The 22,645-nt window shown below is 38.7% G+C and carries 23 protein-coding genes and 1 pseudogene; 19 read left to right on the top strand and 5 right to left on the bottom strand.

Features of this window, described 5'->3' with window-relative positions:
* Positions 1-4: 4 nt before the first annotated feature.
* Positions 5-1,045 carry an ABC transporter substrate-binding protein gene (locus tag QM843_RS04765; protein ID WP_004255168.1) on the bottom strand — a complete coding sequence of 347 codons (1,041 nt, stop codon included), beginning with the start codon at positions 1,043-1,045 and terminating at the stop codon, positions 5-7.
* Between the two features lie 317 nt (positions 1,046-1,362).
* Here QM843_RS04765 and leuS point away from each other — a divergent pair, with 317 nt between their 5' ends.
* The 9 genes from leuS (at position 1,363) to QM843_RS04720 (ending at position 10,200) form a co-directional block, all read left to right on the top strand.
* The gene (gene leuS / locus QM843_RS04760) at positions 1,363-3,864 is read left to right on the top strand and encodes a leucine--tRNA ligase (protein WP_261117167.1); all 2,502 of its coding nucleotides are present in this window, start codon (positions 1,363-1,365) and stop codon (positions 3,862-3,864) included.
* A gap of 92 nt (positions 3,865-3,956) precedes the next feature.
* Positions 3,957-4,412: a MarR family winged helix-turn-helix transcriptional regulator gene (locus tag QM843_RS04755; RefSeq protein ID WP_049502632.1), complete on the top strand. Its 456-nt coding sequence runs from the start codon at positions 3,957-3,959 to the stop codon at positions 4,410-4,412.
* Between the two features lie 56 nt (positions 4,413-4,468).
* Entirely contained in the window at positions 4,469-5,701 is a 1,233-nt protein-coding gene (locus QM843_RS04750) for an acyl-CoA thioesterase/BAAT N-terminal domain-containing protein (protein WP_049502633.1), read from the top strand.
* 669 nt (positions 5,702-6,370) lie between these two features.
* Positions 6,371-7,237, top strand: a complete 867-nt coding sequence (locus QM843_RS04745; protein WP_125392880.1) for an ABC transporter ATP-binding protein — start codon at positions 6,371-6,373, stop codon at positions 7,235-7,237.
* The gene (locus QM843_RS04740) at positions 7,237-8,079 is read left to right on the top strand and encodes an ABC transporter permease (RefSeq protein ID WP_084947813.1); all 843 of its coding nucleotides are present in this window, start codon (positions 7,237-7,239) and stop codon (positions 8,077-8,079) included. Before QM843_RS04745 ends, QM843_RS04740 begins: the two co-directional genes overlap by 1 nt.
* Before the next feature lie 18 nt (positions 8,080-8,097).
* Positions 8,098-8,553, top strand: a complete 456-nt coding sequence (locus tag QM843_RS04735) for a LytTR family DNA-binding domain-containing protein (protein WP_000701930.1) — start codon at positions 8,098-8,100, stop codon at positions 8,551-8,553.
* A gap of 9 nt (positions 8,554-8,562) precedes the next feature.
* Complete coding sequence (locus QM843_RS04730) at positions 8,563-8,982, top strand: DUF3021 domain-containing protein (RefSeq protein ID WP_020902698.1); 420 nt, start codon at positions 8,563-8,565, stop codon at positions 8,980-8,982.
* A 94-nt stretch (positions 8,983-9,076) separates the two neighbouring features.
* Positions 9,077-9,772, top strand: coding sequence for a GNAT family N-acetyltransferase (locus tag QM843_RS04725; protein WP_049499490.1), 696 nt, complete (start codon positions 9,077-9,079; stop codon positions 9,770-9,772).
* An 11-nt stretch (positions 9,773-9,783) separates the two neighbouring features.
* Positions 9,784-10,200, top strand: a complete 417-nt coding sequence (locus tag QM843_RS04720; RefSeq protein WP_049499492.1) for a GNAT family N-acetyltransferase — start codon at positions 9,784-9,786, stop codon at positions 10,198-10,200.
* 827 nt (positions 10,201-11,027) lie between these two features.
* Here the strand turns inward: QM843_RS04720 and QM843_RS04715 are convergent.
* Entirely contained in the window at positions 11,028-11,120 is a 93-nt protein-coding gene (locus QM843_RS04715) for a type I toxin-antitoxin system Fst family toxin (protein ID WP_094753251.1), read from the bottom strand.
* Between the two features lie 190 nt (positions 11,121-11,310).
* Between QM843_RS04715 and QM843_RS04710 the strand changes: the two are divergent.
* Positions 11,311-11,505, top strand: a pseudogene (locus tag QM843_RS04710) (DUF5966 family protein); the annotation flags it as partial.
* An 82-nt stretch (positions 11,506-11,587) separates the two neighbouring features.
* Here the strand turns inward: QM843_RS04710 and QM843_RS04705 are convergent.
* Positions 11,588-12,448 carry a helix-turn-helix domain-containing protein gene (locus QM843_RS04705; RefSeq protein ID WP_094753249.1) on the bottom strand — a complete coding sequence of 287 codons (861 nt, stop codon included), beginning with the start codon at positions 12,446-12,448 and terminating at the stop codon, positions 11,588-11,590.
* 536 nt (positions 12,449-12,984) lie between these two features.
* Here QM843_RS04705 and QM843_RS04700 point away from each other — a divergent pair.
* From QM843_RS04700 to QM843_RS04690, 3 genes are read left to right on the top strand one after another with little or no spacing between them, the layout of a single operon-like run.
* Complete coding sequence (locus QM843_RS04700; protein WP_125392883.1) at positions 12,985-13,920, top strand: ABC transporter ATP-binding protein; 936 nt, start codon at positions 12,985-12,987, stop codon at positions 13,918-13,920.
* Positions 13,904-14,653 carry an ABC transporter permease gene (locus tag QM843_RS04695; RefSeq protein ID WP_227325511.1) on the top strand — a complete coding sequence of 250 codons (750 nt, stop codon included), beginning with the start codon at positions 13,904-13,906 and terminating at the stop codon, positions 14,651-14,653. The genes QM843_RS04700 and QM843_RS04695 overlap by 17 nt, the downstream gene beginning before the upstream one ends.
* Entirely contained in the window at positions 14,654-15,382 is a 729-nt protein-coding gene (locus QM843_RS04690) for an ABC transporter permease (protein ID WP_414399164.1), read from the top strand.
* A 144-nt stretch (positions 15,383-15,526) separates the two neighbouring features.
* Here the strand turns inward: QM843_RS04690 and QM843_RS04685 are convergent, their stop codons facing one another.
* Positions 15,527-15,619 carry a type I toxin-antitoxin system Fst family toxin gene (locus QM843_RS04685; protein ID WP_000969509.1) on the bottom strand — a complete coding sequence of 31 codons (93 nt, stop codon included), beginning with the start codon at positions 15,617-15,619 and terminating at the stop codon, positions 15,527-15,529.
* 122 nt (positions 15,620-15,741) lie between these two features.
* Between QM843_RS04685 and ruvB the strand changes: the two genes are divergently transcribed.
* The 6 genes from ruvB (at position 15,742) to QM843_RS04655 (ending at position 22,348) form a co-directional block, all read left to right on the top strand.
* Positions 15,742-16,740: a Holliday junction branch migration DNA helicase RuvB gene (gene ruvB, locus QM843_RS04680; RefSeq protein WP_009014280.1), complete on the top strand. Its 999-nt coding sequence runs from the start codon at positions 15,742-15,744 to the stop codon at positions 16,738-16,740.
* On the top strand, positions 16,721-17,293 hold the full coding sequence (locus tag QM843_RS04675) for a nucleotidyltransferase family protein (RefSeq protein WP_150922742.1): 573 nt from the start codon (positions 16,721-16,723) through the stop codon (positions 17,291-17,293). Before ruvB ends, QM843_RS04675 begins: the two co-directional genes overlap by 20 nt.
* A gap of 337 nt (positions 17,294-17,630) precedes the next feature.
* Positions 17,631-18,389, top strand: a complete 759-nt coding sequence (locus QM843_RS04670; protein ID WP_120719117.1) for an isoprenyl transferase — start codon at positions 17,631-17,633, stop codon at positions 18,387-18,389.
* Between the two features lie 8 nt (positions 18,390-18,397).
* Positions 18,398-19,201: a phosphatidate cytidylyltransferase gene (locus QM843_RS04665; RefSeq protein WP_084925587.1), complete on the top strand. Its 804-nt coding sequence runs from the start codon at positions 18,398-18,400 to the stop codon at positions 19,199-19,201.
* Between the two features lie 21 nt (positions 19,202-19,222).
* The gene (gene rseP / locus QM843_RS04660; protein WP_049550573.1) at positions 19,223-20,482 is read left to right on the top strand and encodes an RIP metalloprotease RseP; all 1,260 of its coding nucleotides are present in this window, start codon (positions 19,223-19,225) and stop codon (positions 20,480-20,482) included.
* A gap of 12 nt (positions 20,483-20,494) precedes the next feature.
* The gene (locus QM843_RS04655) at positions 20,495-22,348 is read left to right on the top strand and encodes a proline--tRNA ligase (protein ID WP_049515483.1); all 1,854 of its coding nucleotides are present in this window, start codon (positions 20,495-20,497) and stop codon (positions 22,346-22,348) included.
* A gap of 83 nt (positions 22,349-22,431) precedes the next feature.
* Here QM843_RS04655 and QM843_RS04650 read toward each other — a convergent pair.
* Positions 22,432-22,645, bottom strand: a 214-nt coding sequence (locus QM843_RS04650; RefSeq protein WP_414328184.1) for a transposase, incomplete at its 5' end; no start/stop codon positions are given.

Below are 22,645 nucleotides of genomic sequence, written 5' to 3'. Positions count from 1 at the left end.
CCTTTTACTGTTTAGATTGGATATCTGTAAAAATGTCATTGTACTTTTTAAGAATAGTGGATTTGTTTTTAATGACATAATCTGAATCTTCGGTGGCAATCTTGATTTCTGTCATTGCCTTCATATTTTTATTGGTTTTAGCATTTTTACGAATAGGTCTGATTGTAGTTTCAGTTCCTAGCTTATCTTGGATTTCTTGAGAAAGGAGGAAATCGATAAATTTTTTAGCGTTTTCCATGTGTTTGGCATTTTTGACGATAGCCGCGTTACCAGGTAAAAAGACGGTACCTTCTTTTGGATAAATAACTTTTACATCAACTCCATCATTTAAGAGTTTTAAGGCAGGATCTTCATAGGTGAGTCCTACAGCCATTTCTCCATCGGCGACAGCTTTATAAACATTCGAAGAGCTAGATGCAATTTTTCCATCTACTAGGGTAAATAGATTTTTCACATAGGTCCAAGCTTGTTCATTTTCGTATCCACCTTGATCGACAAGCATGTTTGTTAATTGAGCAAAGGCACTTGAAGCGTTACTTGGATCAGCAGTAGCGATTTTTCCTTTTAATTTAGGATTGAGTAGATCATTGTAGCCTTCAATTTTAATATCTTTTGTAAGAGCTGAATTGGCAATGATAACACTGACATCCAGTGTATAAGGTGTGTAGAATCCTGTTTTATTTTGATATTCAGGGATTATCTGGTCGTTTTCTTGGGAAGTATAAGGTTCAAAAAGTTTTTCGTTAGAAGAGAAGAGGGCATAGGAGCCTCCGAAAATGACATCGGCTACAGGCGATTCTTTTTCAGCCTCAGCTTTTTTGAACAATTCACCAGTGCTAGCTTGTACTAAGTCAACCTTAATACCATATTTTTCTTCGAAGGCTGGGATTGTTTCTTCGATAAGGTCTTCAGGGTTAGGCGAGTAGACAACCAAAGTGTTATCTGAATCTTTTTCAGCGCTAGTTTCTGTTTCTATAGGTGAAGAACATCCTGATAAAGAAAGGAATATCCAGCTACAAGAGAGAAAGAATAGTATTTTTTTCATAAGTATCTCCTTTTTTACGAACATTTTCTCTACCTAGATTGTTAATGTTTTTAAATTGTAGAGTTCTACAGGATATAATAAAAACCTTAAAGAAATCTAAAACGGGAAATATGAGTTAAAGACGCTAGGGGAAGAAAATACAAGAAACAAATAATTGATAGAAGTTAGCTCCAAATGAGGGCTAATTTTTATACTGCTACATAAGCTGGATTTGCGATTCGGTCTTTCTTGCCATCCAAGTCCAAAAGAACATTTCTCGTCTTTCAAATTCCCTCAAAAATGGTATAATAGTAACATCACAAAATTGGAGAGAGACCATGAGTTTTTACAATCATAAAGAAATTGAGCCTAAGTGGCAGGGCTACTGGGCAGAACATCATACATTTAAGACAGGAACAGATGCATCAAAACCGAAGTTTTATGCTCTTGATATGTTCCCTTATCCGTCTGGAGCGGGTCTGCACGTAGGACACCCAGAAGGTTATACTGCAACCGATATCCTCAGCCGTTACAAACGTGCGCAAGGCTACAATGTCCTTCACCCAATGGGTTGGGATGCTTTTGGTTTGCCTGCAGAGCAATACGCTATGGATACAGGTAATGACCCAGCAGAATTTACAGCTGAGAACATTGCCAACTTCAAACGCCAAATCAATGCGCTTGGATTTTCTTACGACTGGGATCGTGAAGTCAACACAACAGATCCAAACTACTACAAGTGGACACAATGGATTTTCACTGAGCTTTACGAAAAAGGCTTGGCCTATGAAGCGGAAGTGCCAGTAAACTGGGTTGAGGAATTGGGAACAGCCATTGCTAACGAAGAGGTTCTTCCTGATGGAACTTCTGAGCGTGGAGGCTATCCAGTTGTCCGCAAGCCAATGCGCCAATGGATGCTCAAAATCACGGCCTATGCGGAGCGCTTGCTTAATGACTTAGATGAGCTAGATTGGCCAGAGTCTATCAAGGACATGCAACGCAACTGGATTGGGAAATCAACTGGTGCTAATGTAACTTTTAAAGTTAAGGGAACAGACAAGGAATTCACAGTCTTTACCACTCGTCCTGATACTCTTTTCGGTGCGACTTTCACCGTTTTGGCTCCTGAGCATGAACTAGTAGATACCATCACAAGCACAGAGCAAGCAGAAGCAGTAGCAGACTATAAACACCAAGCTAGCCTCAAATCTGACTTGGCTCGTACAGACCTTGCCAAAGAAAAAACTGGTGTCTGGACTGGTGCTTATGCAGTCAACCCTGTCAATGGTAAGGAAATTCCAATCTGGATTGCGGACTATGTTCTTGCTAGTTATGGAACAGGTGCTGTTATGGCTGTTCCAGCCCATGACCAGCGTGACTGGGAATTTGCCAACCAATTTGACCTTCCAATCGTAGAAGTACTTGAAGGTGGAAACGTAGCAGAAGCTGCCTACACAGAAGATGGACCTCATGTCAATTCAGACTTCCTAGATGGATTGAACAAAGAAGACGCTATTGCTAAGATTGTGGCTTGGTTGGAAGAAAAAGGCTGTGGACAAGAGAAGGTTACTTACCGTCTCCGCGACTGGCTCTTTAGCCGCCAACGTTATTGGGGTGAGCCAATTCCTATTATTCATTGGGAAGATGGAACTTCAACAGCTGTTCCTGAAAATGAATTGCCACTTGTCTTGCCTGTAACCAAGGACATCCGTCCTTCAGGTACTGGAGAAAGTCCGCTAGCTAACTTGACAGACTGGCTTGAAGTGACTCGTGAAGATGGCGTTAAGGGTCGTCGCGAGACCAACACAATGCCACAATGGGCAGGTTCAAGCTGGTACTACCTCCGCTATATTGACCCGCACAATACTGAGAAATTGGCCGATGAGGAGCTCCTCAAACAATGGTTGCCAGTAGATATCTACGTGGGTGGTGCAGAGCATGCCGTTCTTCACTTGCTTTATGCTCGTTTCTGGCACAAATTCCTCTATGACCTCGGTGTTGTTCCAACTAAGGAACCATTCCAAAAACTCTTTAACCAAGGGATGATTTTGGGAACCAGCTACCGTGACCACCGTGGGGCTCTTGTGGCGACTGACAAGGTTGAAAAACGTGACGGTTCCTTCTTCCATGTAGAAACAGGTGAAGAGTTAGAGCAAGCGCCAGCTAAGATGTCTAAATCGCTCAAGAACGTGGTTAACCCTGACGATGTGGTGGAACAATACGGTGCCGATACCCTTCGTGTTTATGAAATGTTTATGGGACCACTTGATGCTTCGATTGCTTGGTCAGAAGAAGGTCTGGAAGGAAGCCGTAAGTTCCTTGACCGTGTTTACCGCTTGATTACAAGTAAAGAAATAGCTGCGGAAAACAATGGCGCTCTTGACAAAGTTTACAACGAAACTGTTAAAGCTGTCACAGAACAAATCGAATCCCTCAAATTCAACACAGCCATTGCCCAACTTATGGTCTTTGTCAATGCAGCTAACAAGGAAGACAAGCTTTATGCAGACTACGCCAAAGGCTTTATCCAATTGATTGCACCATTTGCGCCTCACTTGGCAGAAGAGCTCTGGCAAACAGTTGCAGCAACAGGTGAGTCAATCTCTTATGTGGCTTGGCCAACTTGGGACGAAAGCAAATTGGTTGAAGACGAAATCGAAATTGTCGTCCAAATCAAAGGTAAAGTCCGTGCCAAACTCATGGTCGCTAAAGACCTATCACGAGAAGAATTGCAAGAAATTGCTCTGGCTGACGAAAAAGTCAAAGCAGAAATTGACGGTAAGGAAATCGTGAAAGTAATTGCGGTACCGAATAAACTCGTTAATATTGTTGTGAAATAAGATAGGAGTCCTTCAGAGTAGAATCTGGGGGATTTTTTATTTGACAGGAAGTTTCTGTTTTGTTAATATGATTAACAAAGGAAAGAGAGATTATGGATAAAAAAGAATTTATTGCATTTAATAATCGTTTCAATAGATTTATTTTAGCGTTTGACCAGTTAAAAAAAAATCAACATAAAAGTGGTGTTGACAAATCCATTACTTTGAATGAGGTACATTTGATTGTTGTGATTGGGGAAAATCAGCCCTTAAATCTAGTAAAATTATCTGAATTATTAGAAGTTTCAAGAAGTGCAATAACTCAAAGTGTTAGGAGATTGATTCAAAAAAATTTAGTTGTTTTTGATTTTGATCCGAATAATGGGAAAAATAAATATTTGAGATTATCTGAAAAAGGCATCGAAGTTTTTAAAATCCATAAGGAGCAACAAGCACATATTGAAAAATCAATCTTTTCAGTTTTAAACAACTATAGCGAGGTGGAACTTCAAACAGTTGTGAAATTGATGGATGATATTGAAAAGGTGTGGGGAGAATTACCGTGGTAAAAGTCGCGGTAAATTTTAAATACAATTGTTAAGTAAATTAACAAAAAGGAGAAGATATGACTGTAAACATAGAACTGATTTCACAAACAGATCTAGCGGATGAATCTTTTTATATTGCTATTAATGGTTTAGAACCAAGGGCAATGTATTGTGTAGAAATGTACCTGTCTGATTATTACTGTATAAATGCTCCCGTGCTTTTAGATCATGATGTTATATGGAAATCAACCGCAATTTTTTTATCTGATCAGGACGGTATGATTGATACCTCTCAGACAGCATCTATTTCGGGATCTTATAAAGGAGTTTCAGAAATGGGATTATTCTTTAATGCGAAACCGTTGAAGAATAGGAAAAGGAGATTACCGAGTTCTCTTGATAGAATTCCATTACGAGATTGTTTTGGTGTTGAAATTAAAATCAAGCTGGGGAAAGATGTGGTCGCGGAGCAAAGTTTCGTAAGGCGTTATATGAATCTAGGAGTAAGATATCAAGATATCTATGACAAGCATTTTCAAGGTCGATTATTCTATGATGAAAAGTTAAGAAGGGCGCCAGCCGTGATTATTGTTAGCGGTAGTGAGGGGAGAATTGAAAAAGCTCAAAATATTGCCCAACTTTTATCTTCAAGAGGCTATATTTGTCTTGCGATAGCTTATTTTGGTTTAGAGGGATTACCCCAAAATTTAGAACGAATTCCGATAGAATGTCTGGAAGAGGCGAAAGATTTTCTATATCATCATCCTCAAGTTGATAATACAAAAATAGGAATATATGGTCGCTCTAAAGGAGCAGAGCTTGTTCTGGCTGGACAAAGTATTTTGGATGATGTGCAATGTTTAGTACTCAATTCTCCCTCAAATGTAATATTTGAGGGAATAAAGGGAAAACTCAATTCTAATTCATCTTCTTGGACATATTTGCAAAAAGAACTTCCGTATCAAAAATTTCAGTTAGGAAATTACTTGTTAAACAAGTTTTTTGGAAAACATATTCCTGAAGATAGTAGGGCCCAGATTGATGTGAGTAAAATTTCCTCTCCTTTATTATTACTAGGAAGCGATGTTGATGAAATATGGAATGCATCATCCGCGATAGATGATATCATTTCACATTATAAAGGGGAATCCATTTTGTTTAAAAAATACCATGAAACAGGGCATATGTTGACGGTTGCTTATCAACCGAATCATCGTTATCGAAAAGATTGGCGCTTATTAATGAAAGAAAGTGTAGACTCTTGGTTTGCTACGATAAGTTTTTTTGATACACATCTGAAGAATTTGTAGATAGTCCTGAACCGTACTATAATAGTCCCAACTAAGATAAAAACACAGTTCTGGTTGGTAGTCCAGTCTACAAAAGCAAACACTAAAACAAGAGAAATTTGAATACAAACAGTAAAAACGTAGAGAGAAGTACAAGAGTTACTAGTGACTTTCTCTTTCATAAAATAGAACAGCTCTTCTCGGATAAAAAGAGCTGTTTTTTGCTTGTATTGAAAATTCTTTTCATAGATTATTTCCTAATGGATTTACTTGTCGTTAAAAATTTGGCTAATGGAAGTTTCAAATTCAGGACAATACTTACTTGCTTCAAATTCAATCATATCATATTCAGCAGTTTCATTTTGATAGAAGGGATTGTGTGTCATGATTTCTAGTTAATTTTTTATTGTTTGATTTGGCGAGAATAATACTACCGATTCTTGAATTTTTCGGTCAGATGCGGTAAAACATCTCTTTTATAGCGCATATTTAAAAATATAATGTGTTTTTGTAAGTGTTTTTAAGCTTCATTTAGCAATTCGGTAGGAGAAAAATGGCTGTAGCCTTCTCTACTTTAACTTAACCCTAATTATCTCACCACTTAACCTTTTATTTTAACCACTTATCTCAAAAGTCGATTTTTCTGTCATTATTTTTGTTAAACTAGTGAGATAAAAGGAGGGAAGAAATATGATTTTACAAGCTAAACATTTGACTAAACGGTACGGTACTCATATGGCTGTCGATGATATTCAGTTAGAGTTTGAAAAAGGAAGTTTCAATGCTATTTTGGGACCCAATGGTGCAGGAAAATCAACCACCATTTCCATGTTAATCGGTTTGAAAAAGCCGACACAAGGTCAGATTCGCTATGCGCCAAATACGAAAATCGGAGTTGTTTTTCAAGCTAGTGTACTGGATGAGATGTTGACGGTTAGGGAAAATCTCACGATTCGTGCTCAACAGTATAAGGAGATTGCAGCAAGTCGTGTGGATGATTTGATCCATCAACTGGGCTTGACTGCTTTCCAGAAACAACTATATGGGACTTTATCAGGTGGGCAAAAACGTCGGGTTGATATTGCGCGTGCTCTTCTTTCGCGACCAGATATTCTTTTCTTGGATGAACCAACGACAGGTCTTGATATTCAGACTCGCAAATCCATCTGGGAGCTACTGTATCGGCTACAAAAGGATGAAGGTATGACTATTATCTTAACGACTCATTATCTGGATGAAGCGGATGAAGCGGATCGGATCTATATTGTTGATCATGGGAAAGTGATTGCGCAAGGTTCTGCGACTGCTATTAAAAGTCAGTATGCTTCTAATATCCTAAAAATTCGTTTTAAAGAAATGAAGGATTTAGAAAAGTTGTTACAGACTGGAATGACAGTAGAGGAAGAAAATGAGTTGGAATATCTTTTTTATCCAAGGACGTCACAGGAAGCCATTGAATATTTGGCAAAAGTTCGAGAAGAAATTGATTCTTTTGAGTTTCGTCCGGGCACTATGGATGATGCCTTTATTGCACTTACAGGAAGAGAGGTTCGCTAATGTTAGCTTTATTGAAACGGAATTTTATCTTATATTTTCGTAATCGTTCAGGAGTATTTTTCTCATTATTGGGGGCATTGATTTCCTTCCTGCTTTATATCATTTTTTTGCAGAAGAACTTGACGGATGCTTGGACCCAACTCCCTGATAATACGAAGCTTTTAAATAACTGGCTGATGGGTGGGACCTTGGCTGTGACTGGGATTACAACCAGTTTTACGGCTCTTACACAAATGGTACAGGATCGTGAAAATCAAGTAGATCAAGATCTTTTCTTGACAGATTTAGGTAGCTGGGGCTTACAGGTGTCCTATCTAATCAGCAGTATTATCATTTCTTTTGTCATGCAGGTGTTTATGTTTGCTGTTATGAGCCTTTATTTTAGAGAAAGTCCAGTTATCAGTTATTTACCGGAAATTACTTTGATTATGCTGTTAAGCAGTCTGCTTTCAAGTGTGGTAAATATTCTTTTGATTTACCGTTTTCAATCTGTAGATAGTCTTGGCAAACTGGCAACTATAGTGGGGACTGCTTCTGGATTTTTGGTAGGAACTTATATCCCCATTGGAGTATTACCTGATTTTGCACAAATTATCATGAAGTGTACCCCTGCAACTTATATTGCTTCTCTCTATCGACAAATTTTAATGAAAGAGCGGTTAGAAACTGCATTTACAGGAAATAGCAGATTGTTAAAGGAATTTCAAGAAAAAATGGGAATCCAAATCAACTGGCAAGAACTATTGACAAAGGAAGAGACATACTTTATAGTGGTTATTATCAGTCTTGTCGCTATTTTTCTTTGGATTTTATTTGTTAAAGTGTTTAGCAAGAGAAAATAAAAGTATATTGGAGAGAAAATGAAGATTCGTTTTGAAATGAAGGCAGAGTTTTCAGAAAAGGACCCACATATTGTAATTCAGGCAGCTCAGTTAACCGACCAAGCGAGGGAAGTCATGGAGTATTTAGAACAATTTTCAACAACCAATCAGGTGGTCATTCCTATTCGAACGGATGATCATCTGGTTATGGTGAAAATTGAGGATCTTATTTTAGCAGATATCGATAAGAACTTGTTGACCATTTATACGGTAGACGGGATTTATAAAACTAAGGAAACATTGACAAACTTTCAGAATAGGATTAACCGACGGAACTTTATACAGATATCACGCCATTCAATTATAAACATTGACCACTTAGAATCGTTATCAGATAGTTTTTCAGGGAACATGATGGCTAAAATGACTCGGGGCATCAAATCTAGTGTGAGTCGGAAATACGTTAAGTCCTTAATGAATTATCTAGGTTTATAGGAGAAAATCATGAAACGATTAATTGATTATTTTGTATCGGGAATGCGTACGGCTTCCTTCTTTTATTTGAGTATGATGTTATTAGCTCAGTGTTATCCAGGTATTACCTATCCTGAACCAATGATAAAAAATATTCTAGCTCTGTTTTTAATGGGTGGAATTATGGGGGTATTGACTTTAATACTTGAAAAGCTAGAGTTTCTTGCTTTTAGTATACGTGTAGGAGTTCATTTATTAGTGACAGCTACTATTTTAGTATTGACCTCTCTATTTTTGGGCTGGGGTTCAGCCTTGTGGAGTCCCTTGCTTTGGTTCTTTTTCTTGTTAATTTATGGATTGATATGGTTGTATCAAATCTGGAAAAATCACAAACTCACCCAACGAATTAATCAAGCCTTAGAGGATAAAAGACAGAAAACGGGTCACTAATATAGTGTTGAGGATGAAGTTTGAAGACAGTGCCAGTTTCCAAAGAGAACAATTTGTGATATAGTATTTTCAGCGTAAAACAAGGAGAAGAAAGATGCCAGTAAACGAATATGGTCAAATGGTTGGGGAGTCAATGGAAGGTTATACACCAGGTGAATTGCCTTCTATTGATTTCTTAGAAGGGCGTTATGCTCGGATAGAGGCTCTCTCGGTAGAAAAACATGCGGAGGATTTGCTAGCTGTTTATGGCCTGGATACTCCTCGGGAGATGTGGACCTACCTTTTTCAGGAGCCAGTAGCAGATATGGAGGAGTTGGTTAGCCTTTTAAATCAGATGTTGGCTCGTAAGGACCGTTTTTACTATGCAATCATAGACAAGGCAACTGGTAAGGCTTTGGGAACTTTTTCTCTCATGCGCATTGACCAAAATAACCGAGTGATAGAAGTGGGAGCGGTCACTTTTTCTCCAGAGCTCAGGGGAACACGAATAGGGACAGAAGCTCACTATCTCTTGGCGCGCTATGTTTTTGAGGAGCTTAACTATCGTCGCTACGAATGGAAATGTGATTCTCTTAATCTGCCATCCAGACGAGCTGCGGAGCGTTTGGGATTTGTCTATGAAGGGACCTTCCGCCAGGCAGTCGTATATAAGGGGCGTACTCGTGATACGGATTGGTTGTCTATGATTGATAAGGACTGGCCCAAAGTCAAAGCTCGATTGGAAGCATGGTTGGCTCCTGAAAATTTTGATAAAAATGGACGACAGTACAAGAGCTTAAGAGAGCTTTAATAGGTGTTGACATGATCACTATTAAAAAGCAAGAAATTGTCAAGTTAGAGGATGTTTTGCATCTCTATCAGGCTGTCGGTTGGACAAATTATACCCATCAACCAGAGATGCTGGAGCAGGCCTTATCTCATTCATTAGCGATTTATGTGGCGCTTGATGATGATACTGTGGTGGGCTTGATTCGTTTGGTTGGAGATGGATTCTCATCAGTATTGGTTCAAGATTTAATCGTTTTACCTATCTATCAGCGTCAAGGGATTGGTAGTGCCCTAATGAAAGAGGCTTTAGAGGCTTACAAAGATGTCTATCAAGTCCAGCTGGTGACAGAACAGACAGAAAGAACCTTGAGATTCTATCGTTCTATGGGCTTTGAAATCTTATCCACCTATAATTGTATAGGGATGACTTGGGTGAATAGAGAAAAATAACAAAACTTGTTTTTCTTAAGCAAAGTTTAAGGATGGTCTAGTATTATATAACCATTAAATAAAGACCTCCTAACTTTATTTAATGAAATCCTAAAACTTTTTTTCATCATAATCTCCTAATGAAGTCACCCAATCAGGTGGCTTTTTTTGTGGGGTGGATAGATGCTGATAGAAATTTTTGGCAAAATGGTAGAATTTGAGAAAAGTTAAGCTAGTTTTAAGCTTCGTCTTGTATCATATAGTTATTAAATAAAGACCTCCTAACTTTATTTAATAAAATCCTAAACTTTTCTTTTTCATAATAATCTCCCTTAACTCCACCCAATCAGGTGGAGTTTTTTGGCTCTATTTCAGGCTTTTGGGGACTATTCTAAAAATAATTTTCCGATGTTTTCCGGTATTTTTCGGATTTTGGTCGGGGAATTGGCGGAGACTTTTTTAGAAAATATGACTAAGAAATAGGTCTGTTGTTGCTTCAGCTACTTCAAACTCAATTTGATTGTAAGTAACTATTAATTGAAGGACTGGAACTGCTGTAATAATGATTTTGCTTGTCCAGTAGTGGCGTATTAAATGAGGAGTGACATGTAAGATTGTCTCTTCGTTTACTAAATCAAAATTTCTATGAAATTGATAGAATCCCTAACTTTCTCTTAAACTTGAAAGTCTTGTTGTAAAGCGGTTAAAGCTTGAGAAGCTGAGAATGTAAAGTTTTGACAAATTTTGTCAACTGTGGGATAATAAAAGGGAATTAAGTATTGTGTCTATATCATAGGCTAGAAAAGACCCCAAGCTCACGTCCAAATAAGCTTGGGGTCTTTTTGACACTATTTGTTCTTGTTTAGCCATTTATCGACTAAGCGAAGAACGACACCGACCACAATTGGTCCGATGATAGTTTTAAGTATTGTATCCATCATGGGCTAATTCACCTCCTCTCGCAGGCGGTGTAGAAGTGCCGAACAATATTATACCATAAAAGAGAAATTGGGCAAAAACTCAATTTCAGGAGAAAATGAAGTAAATCTTTCCACAATAAAACGCATAGTATCAGGTTTTCAACACTGATATTATGCGTTTTTTGATTTTAAAGACTTTTTTCTCAGACTTATGATTGGTTTTGTCAGTTTTCTTATTTTCGTGGAGGGTTATGGAATTTATCTGTTCTTTACTGAATCCAACCTTTATGTAGAAGATTTATCCCAGAATGGATTATTTGGTTTTACGACTTTCTTTATCATCTTTAATTTAGTTTTACTGGCTTTAGCATGCTGGGCAGGATACAAGTGGAAGAGGGGATATTAACAAAAGTGGAGAAAACTACATTAGTTCCTCTCCACTTTTATGTTTCTAGCTAATTGGTAATTATAACTTATTACGATCGAAGTCACCTATCCTTATCTTTCAAAAAATGGTCAATCTTAGCCATCAAGAGCTTGTGCCCGTATATTTTACAGATATCACGAGCCTGTAAATAATAGTCAAGAATTTCATCGTGCTTTAAAAAATCTTTTCCGGCGTTCGCAACGATAGTTAAAAGAGGTGCCAGCTGATAGCTGGTCTCTTTTTGTTTACAAAAGTCAATGGTTTCTAAGGCCTCTTGGACAGCTTCTAACTCTTTCCCTTTAGAGTGTAAATAATAAGCGAAATTATGTTTAACTCGAATATAACCAAATAAATACTCTTGATGGTTTAAATCTTTTTCCTGATACAAACTGATAAGAAGTGAGTTATTTTCTTCGTATTCTGCATCACGCCCTACAGAAAAATAAAAATTAGATAAAGTATTGAGGAGTTTAAGATACACAGATGAACTAGACGAAAGTTTTGGCAAAGTGTTTTCTAGACTGGCAATAGCTTCATCTTTGGAACCATGTAAGTAGAAAAGGATAATCGCTTGAATCCATAGAAGATAAAATTCATCCTCAGTAGACAGATACTGAGACTTTTCTTTTTCTAAGTTTAAGAGGTATTCTAAATCCTCGTAATTACGATCTTCAAGTAATTTTTCTGCTAATTTCTTAAACGGTGTTATATTGGAAGTCATTTCAATCTGTTCATCGAAAAAATATTCTAAGGGAACTTGAAGCCGATTTGCAAGTTTATAGAGTAAATCAGCAGCAGGCATATAGTTGCCACGTTCTATTTTGCTGATTTGGCTTTGCTCACAAATTCCTTCGGAAAGTGTTTTTTGTGAGAAGCCTTTTTCTTTTCTCTTTGCTTTTAGTTTGTCAGATAATATGCTCATCTTTAAACCTTCTTTAAATAAATTTATGATTAATTATATACTTTTAATCTCTATTTTTCAACTTCCTGGCATAGAAATAGTCTCAAAAGAATAAATAGGAAATAAACTGAAAAAAAGAATACTTTTTATTGACAAAGAAGATTCAAAGTAGTACACTTACAAGTGTAAAGATAAGAAAATGTGGTTAATATGAGTATTTTAGCAAAGTTTCGTAAAATCATTTTTAGAATATATTTTTTTAGGATTCTTTGTAAGCGGTTGCTTTTAAAAACTGTAAATCAATTACAATATATTTTGGATTTGAGAGTTATACAACAAGCTTCAACAATTAGTGTAGTTAATCTTGGACTGGAGGATTTATTTATTGAATGTTTGTGAAGTAACATTTATATAATGAATCGTGCCACAGATTGAAGGACTTAAAGGGGGGACTGTAAGTTTGCTATACCCTATTACCTTCTCATATAACTAGTTATACAGGAACTACTCTATTATGTCTTTTGATGTGGGTGTATAGATGTTAGGAGGAGAATAAAATGAGAAATCCAGTAATACAGACATCTAATTTATCAAAATCCTATGATGGGAAGATTGTCTTAGATAAGATAGACTTTACGCTAAAACAGGGAGAAATCTATGGCTTACTAGGAAGAAATGGCGCTGGAAAGACTACCTTTATCAAAGCTATTTTAGGTTTGACAGCGATGGATAGTGGTGAAGTGAATATTCTATCTGAAAAACTGTTAGGTGAATTTTCTAAGGATTTGCTATCTCAAATCGGTGTGGTATTGGACAGTGCTTCTTTTTATCCTAATTTAACGGGACCTGAAAATCTCTCTATTTTTGCGAGATTGAGAGGAGTTTCGCTAAAACAAGTAGAGCAAGCTTTACAAGTAGTAGGATTAGATGGGGAAAATAAAAAACTATTCAAGCAGTATTCTTTGGGAATGAAGCAAAGGTTAGCAATTGCTAACGCTATTATGCACCAGCCGAAAATTCTGATATTAGATGAACCAACAAATGGTTTAGATCCTATTGGTATCCTTGAAATGCGCCGTTATCTAAAGGAACTCAGTACCAATCATGGCATTTCGATTTTAATATCCAGCCACATTATTTCAGAACTTGAAAAGCTTGTAGATAGAGTTGGGATACTGCATGATGCCCACCTTATGGCTGAAAAGACTATGAAGGAATTAATAGATGGTGCAGATAAAAGGAAAATCCACCTAATTGTTTCGGATGCTCCTCAAGCTAAGGAAGTGCTTTGCAGGATAAATCTGCAAGAACAGATTAGTATTCTTTCGGATATAGAACTTGAACTTCAGGGAGAATCACCTACTTTTGACATTGCAGTCGTATCTAACTCCTTAAAAGACAACGGAATAGTTCTAAAAGAATATTCTTATAAAAACAATGAAAGTTTAGAGGATTACTTTAAGCGGATAACAGGAGGTGAGGGAATTGCTTGATTTAGTGAAGATTGAATTTCTCAAACAAAGGCATCAAAAACTGAATTTTGTCGTATATGGTGTTGTTTCCCTCTACCTAGCTCTCATCTGTTATTATGTAAATGATGCGAGAGGCTTGTTTGACTCCTTTCCCTTTGTCTATAAATTCTCTTTGTCTTATTTAAACTTTTTGATTCTCCCTTTGTATTGTGTTTCCTATACAATACAGGCATTTGGTGTAGAATATCGCTATCGCATCATGAACAACTTGAAACTCGCTTCAGCAAATCTGATGAAGACATTCTGGGCTAAGATTTTGTATATTGAAATCAACGCTCTTTGTATCATGTTATTCACCTATATTTCGGTTTCCTTATTTGCACTACTATCTCGCTTTTCTTCAACAGTCAGTTTGTCTTTATTATTAAGATTCTTCTATCTTTGTATGAGTAGTGGTGTCTTAATTCCCATGGGTGTATTTCCTTTAGTTGCTTTGCTCATGATAAAAGTAAGAGGCAAGGAGATAGTTGGAAATTTGGTCGGCGTCATGTATGTTTTAGTGTCATTTTTTTTAGCAAGGACGAGTCCAAATATCAGTCCAGTTACAAGCGCTAACAGTTTAATTTGGGAAGGAAACAGAGAAGGAGTGGTGCTTCAACAGCCAGTTATCTTATCGATTATTGTACTAGGTTTATCTTTACTTGTTTTGTCTTTCTTGTCCATTAAATCTTGGTTAAGAAAGGTGGATGAATAAATGTTGATGCTAGAATTGACTAAACTAAGAAGGCGAAAGATACTGTATATGATTCCCTTTGTAGCCATCCTGCTCTTTTTGTTAGAGTTTATGATTGGTCATCAGATTTATCAAGGGCATTCGTACGGTAGTGTGAATGGTTGGTATGTAGAAAATGGTTTCTTCTTTTTGAACTACTATTTTCTCCTCCCTTTTTCGAGCATGATTTTAGTGGATTTGATAAGAATAGAACAAGTGTCTAAAACGATTTTAAATCTCAGACTGATTCCTGTCGATTTGAAACAATTACTCCAAGCGAAGTTTATGCTTACTTTATTGATAAATCTACTAGTCAGTGAATTCACCTTTTTGGCTATGGTTGTCCTAGAGCTAATGGATGGTGATTTTGCTTTCTCTAGTCTTACAATTTTATCGTGGGGATTTGGTTATGGAGTAATTGCTTTTGCTTATACACTGTCTGCTGGCATTATTGTCCTCTTCTTAGGAAAATATCGGAAGGAACTTATTCTTGCCCTACCACTTGCCTTTTTATTGTCATTTGCAGGTTTGTTTACTTTAACAACGGTTGTTGGGAGATATTATCTGGCAAATTTACTACTAATCATCATGGAGGAATTCACGGTTTTAACAGTTTCTGTATATGCCGTGTGGCTGATTACCTTGGTGGCATGTCTCCTTTATTTGTTGGCAGATAAACGCATGATGAACATTATTTTTGCTTATAAATGACAAGCTGAGTAGATGAGGATATAAACCTTTGACAAATTTTGTGAACTGTGGGATAATAAAAAGGAATTGAGTACTAGTTCTATATCATAGGCTAGAAAAGACCTCAAGCTAACTTCCACATTAAGCTTGAGGTCTTTTTTGACACTATTTGTCCTTGTTTAGCCATTTATCGACTAATCGAAGAACGACACCGACCACAATTGGTCCGATGATAGTTTTAAGTATTGTATCCATCATGGGCTATCTCACCTCTTCTCGCAGGCGGTGAAGCAGTGACTTAGAATAAAGTGCCAAACTCGGGAGTCACCCAATCGGGTGGCTTTTTTGTTTGTGGCTTGGTTTTTTGATATAATAGAGCCATGAGTAGAATTTTAGATAATGAGATAATGGGGGACGAGGAGCTAGTAGAACGCACGCTCCGTCCTCAGTATTTACGTGAATATATCGGGCAGGATAAGGTTAAGGACCAGCTTCAAATCTTTATCGAAGCCGCTAAAATGCGGGATGAAGCGCTGGATCATGTCCTCCTTTTCGGGCCTCCAGGTTTGGGGAAGACGACCATGGCCTTTGTTATTGCCAATGAACTGGGAGTTAATCTCAAGCAGACGTCGGGTCCTGTTATCGAAAAAGCTGGTGATCTGGTAGCGATTTTGAATGACTTAGAGCCTGGGGATGTCCTCTTTATTGATGAAATTCACCGCTTGCCTATGTCGGTGGAAGAGGTGCTTTATAGTGCGATGGAGGACTTTTACATCGATATTATGATTGGGGCTGGTGAGGGTAGTCGTAGTGTTCATTTGGAGTTACCACCTTTTACCTTGATTGGTGCGACGACTCGGGCTGGTATGCTGTCAAATCCTCTACGGGCACGTTTTGGGATTACGGGGCATATGGAATACTATGCCCATGCTGACTTGACAGAAATTGTTGAGCGGACGGCAGATATTTTTGAGATGGAAATTACTCATGAGGCAGCTTCTGAGCTGGCCTTGCGTAGTCGTGGAACCCCTCGTATTGCCAATCGTCTCCTCAAGCGCGTGCGCGATTTTGCCCAGATTATGGGGAATGGGGTCATTGATGATGTTATTACCGATAAGGCATTAACTATGCTGGATGTTGATCATGAAGGTTTGGACTATGTGGACCAAAAAATCCTTCGTACCATGATTGAGATGTATGGTGGTGGTCCTGTCGGATTAGGAACTCTTTCTGTGAATATCGCTGAAGAGCGTGAGACGGTTGAGGATATGTACGAACCTTACCTAATCCAGAAAGGCTTTATCATGCGAACACGGTCTGGACGGGTTGCAACGGCTAAGGCCTACGAGCATTTAGGGTATGAGTATAATGAAAAATAAACAAGAAATTCTAGAAGCTTTCAGAGAAAATCCGGATATGATGGCTATTCTGACGATCATACGAGATCTTGGTCTGAAAGACTCGTGGTTGGCAGCAGGTTCGGTACGAAATTTCATCTGGAATCTTTTGTCATACAAATCACCTTTTGACTGTGAAACAGATGTTGATGTCATTTTCTTTGACCCAGATGTGAGTTATGAAGAGACGCTGGCTATAGAGAACAAGTTGAGAGAGGACTTTCCTCAGTACCAGTGGGAATTGAAAAATCAGCTCTATATGCACCAGCACAGTCCTCATACTGCTCCCTATACCAGTTCCCGTGATGCTATGAGTAAGTATCCAGAACGGTGTACGGCAGTTGGACTGCGCTTGAATGAAGAATTCGATTTTGAACTCTATGCACCTTATGGTTTGGAGGATATTTTGAATTTTCAAGTTCGTCCAACTCCTCATTTTTTAGAGAATGAAGACCGAATGGAACTTTATCGAACACGTCTATCCAAGAAAAATTGGCAGGAGAAATGGAAAAATTTGATTTTTAAAAATACTTAAGGAAACTTTAAGCTAGGAAGTGTATACTAAGTTCATAAGTTAAGAAGACCTTAACTTAAACTCCTAAAACTTTTTCATAATAATCTCCCTATAAAAAATAGAGTCGCCCAATCAGGCGACTTATTTTTTTGAAAAATGGGCTTGGTGCCTGAGAATAATACTCAATGAAAATCAAAGAGCAAACTAGGAAGCTAGCCGCAGGCTGTACTTGAGTACGGCAAGGTGAAGCTGACGTGGTTTGAATTTGATTTTCGAAGAGTATAAATAGCTTAGTGATAGAAGAAAATAGGGAAATATGGTATAATGAAACGATAGATTTTTGAATAGGAATAAGATCATGTTTGGATTTTTTAAGAAAGATAAGGATGTGGAAGTAGAGGTTCCGACACAGGTTCCTGCTCATATCGGCATCATCATGGATGGCAATGGCCGTTGGGCTAAAAAACGTATGCAACCGCGAGTTTTTGGACACAAGGCGGGCATGGAAGCATTGCAAACTGTGACCAAGGCAGCCAACAAACTAGGCGTTAAGGTTATTACAGTTTATGCTTTTTCTACGGAAAATTGGACCCGTCCAGATCAGGAAGTCAAGTTTATCATGAACTTGCCAGTAGAGTTTTATGATAATTATGTCCCGGAATTGCATGCGAATAATGTTAAGATTCAAATGATTGGGGAAACAGACCGCCTGCCTAAGCAAACCTTTGAAGCTCTAACTAAAGCTGAAGAATTGACTAAGAACAACACAGGATTAATTCTTAATTTTGCCCTCAACTATGGTGGACGTGCTGAGATTACACAGGCTCTTAAGTTGATTTCTCAGGATGTGTTAGATGCCAAAATCAACCCAGGTGACATCACAGAGGAATTGATTGGCAACTATCTCTTCACCCAGCATTTGCCTAAGGACTTACGAGACCCAGACTTGATTATCCGTACTAGTGGAGAATTGCGTTTGAGCAATTTCCTTCCATGGCAGGGAGCCTACAGTGAGCTCTATTTTACGGATACCTTGTGGCCTGATTTTGACGAGGCGGCCTTGCAGGAAGCCATTCTTGCCTACAATCGTCGTCATCGCCGATTTGGAGGAGTTTAGGAGGAAATATGACACAGGATTTACAGAAAAGAACCTTGTTTGCAGGGATTGCCCTGGCTATTTTCCTACCAATTTTAATGATTGGGGGACTCTTGCTGCAGATAGCAATTGGAATCATAGCCATGCTAGCCATGCATGAACTTTTGAAGATGAGAGGTCTAGAGACCATGACTATAGAGGGTCTCTTAACCCTCTTTGCAACCTTTGCCTTGACCATTCCCTTGGAGAATTACCTGACTTTTTTGCCAGTTGATGGGAATGTGGTTGCCTATAGTGTTTTGATTTCAATTATGTTAGGAACGACTGTTTTTAGCAAGTCTTATACGATTGAGGATGCTGTTTTCCCGCTTGCTATGAGTTTCTACGTGGGCTTTGGTTTTAATGCTCTATTAGATGCTAGAATTGCAGGGTTAGATAAGGCACTATTAGCCTTATGTATCGTCTGGGCGACAGACAGTGGTGCCTATCTTATAGGAATGAACTATGGTAAACGAAAATTAGCTCCGACAGTTTCTCCAAATAAAACCTTTGAGGGTGCCTTGGGTGGTATTTTAGGTGCTATTTTAGTAACCATCATCTTTATGATGTTTGATAGGACAGTTGCTCTTCCGTATGGAATTTACAAGATGTCAGTCTTTGCTATTTTCTTTAGCATTGCTGGACAATTTGGTGATTTACTAGAAAGTTCGATCAAACGTCATTTTGGTGTCAAGGATTCTGGGAAATTTATCCCTGGACATGGTGGTGTTTTGGATCGTTTTGATAGTATGTTGCTTGTATTTCCAATTATGCACTTGTTTGGACTCTTTTAATCAAAAGACGGAGGAAATACTATGCTCGGAATTTTAACCTTTATTCTGGTTTTTGGGATTATTGTAGTGGTGCACGAGTTCGGACACTTCTACTTTGCCAAGAAATCAGGGATTCTAGTGCGTGAATTTGCCATTGGTATGGGTCCCAAAATCTTTGCTCACATTGGCAAGGATGGAACGGCCTATACCATTCGAATCTTGCCTCTGGGTGGCTATGTTCGCATGGCCGGTTGGGGTGATGATACAACTGAAATCAAGACAGGAACTCCTGTCAGTTTGACTCTTGCTGATGATGGTAAGGTTAAGCGCATCAATCTTTCAGGTAAAAAATTGGATCAAACAGCTCTTCCTATGCAGGTGACCCAGTTTGATTTTGAAGACAAGCTCTTTATCAAGGGCTTGGTTCTGGAAGAAGAAAAAACATTTGCAGTGGATCACGATGCAACGGTTGTGGAAGCAGATGGTACTGAGGTTCGGATTGCACCTTTAGATGTTCAATATCAAAATGCGACTATCTGGGGGAAACTCATTACTAATTTTGCAGGCCCTATGAACAACTTTATCTTAGGTGTCGTTGTTTTCTGGATTTTAATCTTCATGCAGGGTGGTGTCAGAGATGTCGATACCAACCAGTTCCATATTATGCCCCAAGGGGCCTTGGCTAAGGTGGGAGTACCAGAAACGGCACAAATTACCAAGATTGGCTCACATGAGGTTAGCAACTGGGAAAGTTTGATTCAGGCCGTGGAATCAGAAACCAAAGATAAGACGGCCCCGACCTTGGATGTGACTATTTCTGAAAATGGTAGTGACAAACAAGTCACTGTTAGTCCGGAAGAAAGTCAAGGTCGTTACCTTCTAGGTGTTCAACCGGGGATTAAATCAGATTTTGTATCTATGTTTGTAGGTGGTTTTACAACTGCTGCTGACTCGGCCCTACGAATTCTATCAGCTCTGAAAAATCTGATTTTCCAACCGGATTTGAACAAGCTAGGTGGACCTGTTGCCATCTTTAAGGCAAGTAGTGATGCTGCTAAAAATGGAATTGAGAATGTCTTGTACTTCTTGGCAATGATTTCCATCAATATTGGGATTTTTAATCTTATTCCGATTCCAGCATTGGATGGTGGTAAGATTGTGCTCAATATCCTGGAAGCCATTCGCCGCAAACCATTGAAACAAGAAATTGAAACCTATGTCACCTTGGCCGGAGTGGTCATCATGGTTGTCTTGATGATCGCTGTGACCTGGAATGACATCATGCGACTCTTTTTTAGATAACCGAGGAATATTATGAAACAAAGTAAAATGCCTATCCCAACGCTTCGCGAAATGCCAAGCGATGCTCAAGTTATTAGCCATGCTCTTATGTTGCGAGCTGGTTATGTTCGCCAAGTTTCAGCAGGTGTTTATTCTTACTTACCACTTGCCAACCGTGTGATTGAAAAAGCCAAAAATATCATGCGCCAAGAATTTGATAAGATTGGTGCCGTTGAGATGTTGGCTCCTGCCCTTCTCAGTGCAGAATTGTGGCGCGAATCAGGTCGTTACGAAACTTATGGTGAGGATCTTTACAAACTAAAAAACCGTGAAAAATCAGACTTTATCCTAGGTCCAACTCACGAAGAAACCTTTACAGCTATTGTCCGTGATTCTGTTAAGTCTTACAAGCAATTGCCACTTAACCTTTACCAAATCCAACCTAAGTATCGTGATGAAAAACGCCCACGTAATGGACTTCTCCGTACACGTGAGTTTATCATGAAGGATGCTTACAGTTTCCACGCTAACTATGATAGCTTGGACAGTGTTTACGATGAGTACAAGGCTGCTTATGAGCGTATTTTCACTCGTAGTGGTTTAGACTTCAAGGCTATCATTGGTGACGGTGGAGCCATGGGTGGTAAGGATAGCCAAGAATTTATGGCCATTACACCTGCTCGTACAGACCTTGACCGCTGGGTTGTCTTGGACAAGTCAGTTGCCTCATTTGATGAAATTCCTGCAGAAGTGCAAGAAGAAATCAAGGCAGAATTGCTTAAATGGATGGTTTCTGGTGAGGATACCATTGCTTACTCAAGTGAGTCTAGCTATGCGGCTAACTTGGAAATGGCAACAAACGAGTACAAACCAAGCAACCGTGTTGTCGCTGAAGAAGAAGTAACTCGTGTTGCAACGCCAGATGTTAAATCAATCGATGAAGTTGCAGCCTTCCTCAATGTTCCAGAAGAACAAACAATTAAAACCCTCTTCTACATGGCAGATGGTGAGCTTGTTGCAGCCCTTCTAGTTGGAAATGACCAACTCAATGAAGTTAAGTTGAAAAACCACTTGGGAGCAGATTTCTTTGACGTTGCAAGTGAAGAAGAAGTGGCAAATGTTGTTCAAGCAGGATTTGGTTCACTTGGCCCAGTTGCTTTGCCAGAGAATATTAAAATTATTGCAGATCGTAAAGTGCAAGATGTTCGCAATGCAGTTGTCGGTGCTAACGAAGATGGCTACCACTTGACTGGTGTGAACCCAGGCCGTGATTTTACTGCAGAATATGTGGATATCCGTGAAGTTCGTGAGGGTGAAATTTCTCCAGACGGACAAGGTGTCCTTAACTTTGCGCGTGGTATCGAAATTGGTCACATCTTCAAACTCGGCACTCGCTATTCAGCAAGTATGGGAGCAGATGTTTTGGACGAAAATGGCCGTGCTGTGCCAATTATCATGGGATGTTACGGTATCGGTGTCAGCCGTCTCCTTTCAGCAGTGATGGAGCAACACGCTCGCCTCTTTGTTAACAAAACGCCAAAAGGTGAATACCGTTACGCTTGGGGAATCAACTTCCCTAAAGAATTGGCACCATTTGATGTGCACTTGATCACTGTCAATGTCAAGGATGATGAAGCGCAAGCCTTGACAGAAAAACTTGAAGTAAGCTTGATGGGAGCTGGTTACGAAGTCTTGACAGATGACCGTAACGAACGTGTTGGTGTTAAATTCAGCGATAGTGACTTGATTGGATTGCCAATCCGTATCACTGTTGGGAAGAAAGCAGCTGATGGTATCGTAGAAGTGAAGATTAAAGCGACTGGTGATACCATCGAAGTTCATGCAGATAACTTGCTTGAAACGCTTGAAATTCTCAGCAAGAAATAAAAACTATAATCAGAAGAAAAACAAGGAAAAAATGTAACTAGTTTTTACCGGCTCTTTGTCAACTGTAGTGGGTTGATGAAAAGCTAAGCTCGAGAAAGGACAAATTTCGTCCTTTCTTTTTTGATATTCAGAGCGATAAAAATCCGTTTTTTGAAGTTTTCAAAGTTCCGAAATCCAAAGGCATTGCGCTTGATAAGTTTGATAAGATTATTGGTGGCTTCCAGTTTGGCGTTGGAATAGGGTAGTTGAAGGGCGTTGGCAATTTTCTCTTTATCCTTGAGGAAGGTTTTAAAGACA

Source organism: Streptococcus mitis (assembly GCF_047463435.1).
Lineage (GTDB): Bacteria > Bacillota > Bacilli > Lactobacillales > Streptococcaceae > Streptococcus > Streptococcus mitis_DS.
The sequence above is the reverse complement of the archived record's forward strand: the minus strand, read 5'-3'. Positions and strand labels throughout refer to the sequence as shown.

What these genes read in the sequence shown, in the direction of transcription:
- QM843_RS04765 (WP_004255168.1), bottom strand. Translation starts at nt 1,045, where the DNA reads ATGAAAAAAATACTATTCTTTCTCTCTTGTAGCTGGATATTCCTTTCT.
- leuS (WP_261117167.1), top strand. Translation starts at nt 1,363, where the DNA reads ATGAGTTTTTACAATCATAAAGAAATTGAGCCTAAGTGGCAGGGCTAC.
- QM843_RS04755 (WP_049502632.1), top strand. Translation starts at nt 3,957, where the DNA reads ATGGATAAAAAAGAATTTATTGCATTTAATAATCGTTTCAATAGATTT.
- QM843_RS04750 (WP_049502633.1), top strand. Translation starts at nt 4,469, where the DNA reads ATGACTGTAAACATAGAACTGATTTCACAAACAGATCTAGCGGATGAA.
- QM843_RS04745 (WP_125392880.1), top strand. Translation starts at nt 6,371, where the DNA reads ATGATTTTACAAGCTAAACATTTGACTAAACGGTACGGTACTCATATG.
- QM843_RS04740 (WP_084947813.1), top strand. Translation starts at nt 7,237, where the DNA reads ATGTTAGCTTTATTGAAACGGAATTTTATCTTATATTTTCGTAATCGT.
- QM843_RS04735 (WP_000701930.1), top strand. Translation starts at nt 8,098, where the DNA reads ATGAAGATTCGTTTTGAAATGAAGGCAGAGTTTTCAGAAAAGGACCCA.
- QM843_RS04730 (WP_020902698.1), top strand. Translation starts at nt 8,563, where the DNA reads ATGAAACGATTAATTGATTATTTTGTATCGGGAATGCGTACGGCTTCC.
- QM843_RS04725 (WP_049499490.1), top strand. Translation starts at nt 9,077, where the DNA reads ATGCCAGTAAACGAATATGGTCAAATGGTTGGGGAGTCAATGGAAGGT.
- QM843_RS04720 (WP_049499492.1), top strand. Translation starts at nt 9,784, where the DNA reads ATGATCACTATTAAAAAGCAAGAAATTGTCAAGTTAGAGGATGTTTTG.
- QM843_RS04715 (WP_094753251.1), bottom strand. Translation starts at nt 11,120, where the DNA reads ATGATGGATACAATACTTAAAACTATCATCGGACCAATTGTGGTCGGT.
- QM843_RS04705 (WP_094753249.1), bottom strand. Translation starts at nt 12,448, where the DNA reads ATGAGCATATTATCTGACAAACTAAAAGCAAAGAGAAAAGAAAAAGGC.
- QM843_RS04700 (WP_125392883.1), top strand. Translation starts at nt 12,985, where the DNA reads ATGAGAAATCCAGTAATACAGACATCTAATTTATCAAAATCCTATGAT.
- QM843_RS04690 (WP_414399164.1), top strand. Translation starts at nt 14,654, where the DNA reads ATGTTGATGCTAGAATTGACTAAACTAAGAAGGCGAAAGATACTGTAT.
- QM843_RS04685 (WP_000969509.1), bottom strand. Translation starts at nt 15,619, where the DNA reads ATGATGGATACAATACTTAAAACTATCATCGGACCAATTGTGGTCGGT.
- ruvB (WP_009014280.1), top strand. Translation starts at nt 15,742, where the DNA reads ATGAGTAGAATTTTAGATAATGAGATAATGGGGGACGAGGAGCTAGTA.
- QM843_RS04675 (WP_150922742.1), top strand. Translation starts at nt 16,721, where the DNA reads ATGAGTATAATGAAAAATAAACAAGAAATTCTAGAAGCTTTCAGAGAA.
- QM843_RS04670 (WP_120719117.1), top strand. Translation starts at nt 17,631, where the DNA reads ATGTTTGGATTTTTTAAGAAAGATAAGGATGTGGAAGTAGAGGTTCCG.
- QM843_RS04665 (WP_084925587.1), top strand. Translation starts at nt 18,398, where the DNA reads ATGACACAGGATTTACAGAAAAGAACCTTGTTTGCAGGGATTGCCCTG.
- rseP (WP_049550573.1), top strand. Translation starts at nt 19,223, where the DNA reads ATGCTCGGAATTTTAACCTTTATTCTGGTTTTTGGGATTATTGTAGTG.
- QM843_RS04655 (WP_049515483.1), top strand. Translation starts at nt 20,495, where the DNA reads ATGAAACAAAGTAAAATGCCTATCCCAACGCTTCGCGAAATGCCAAGC.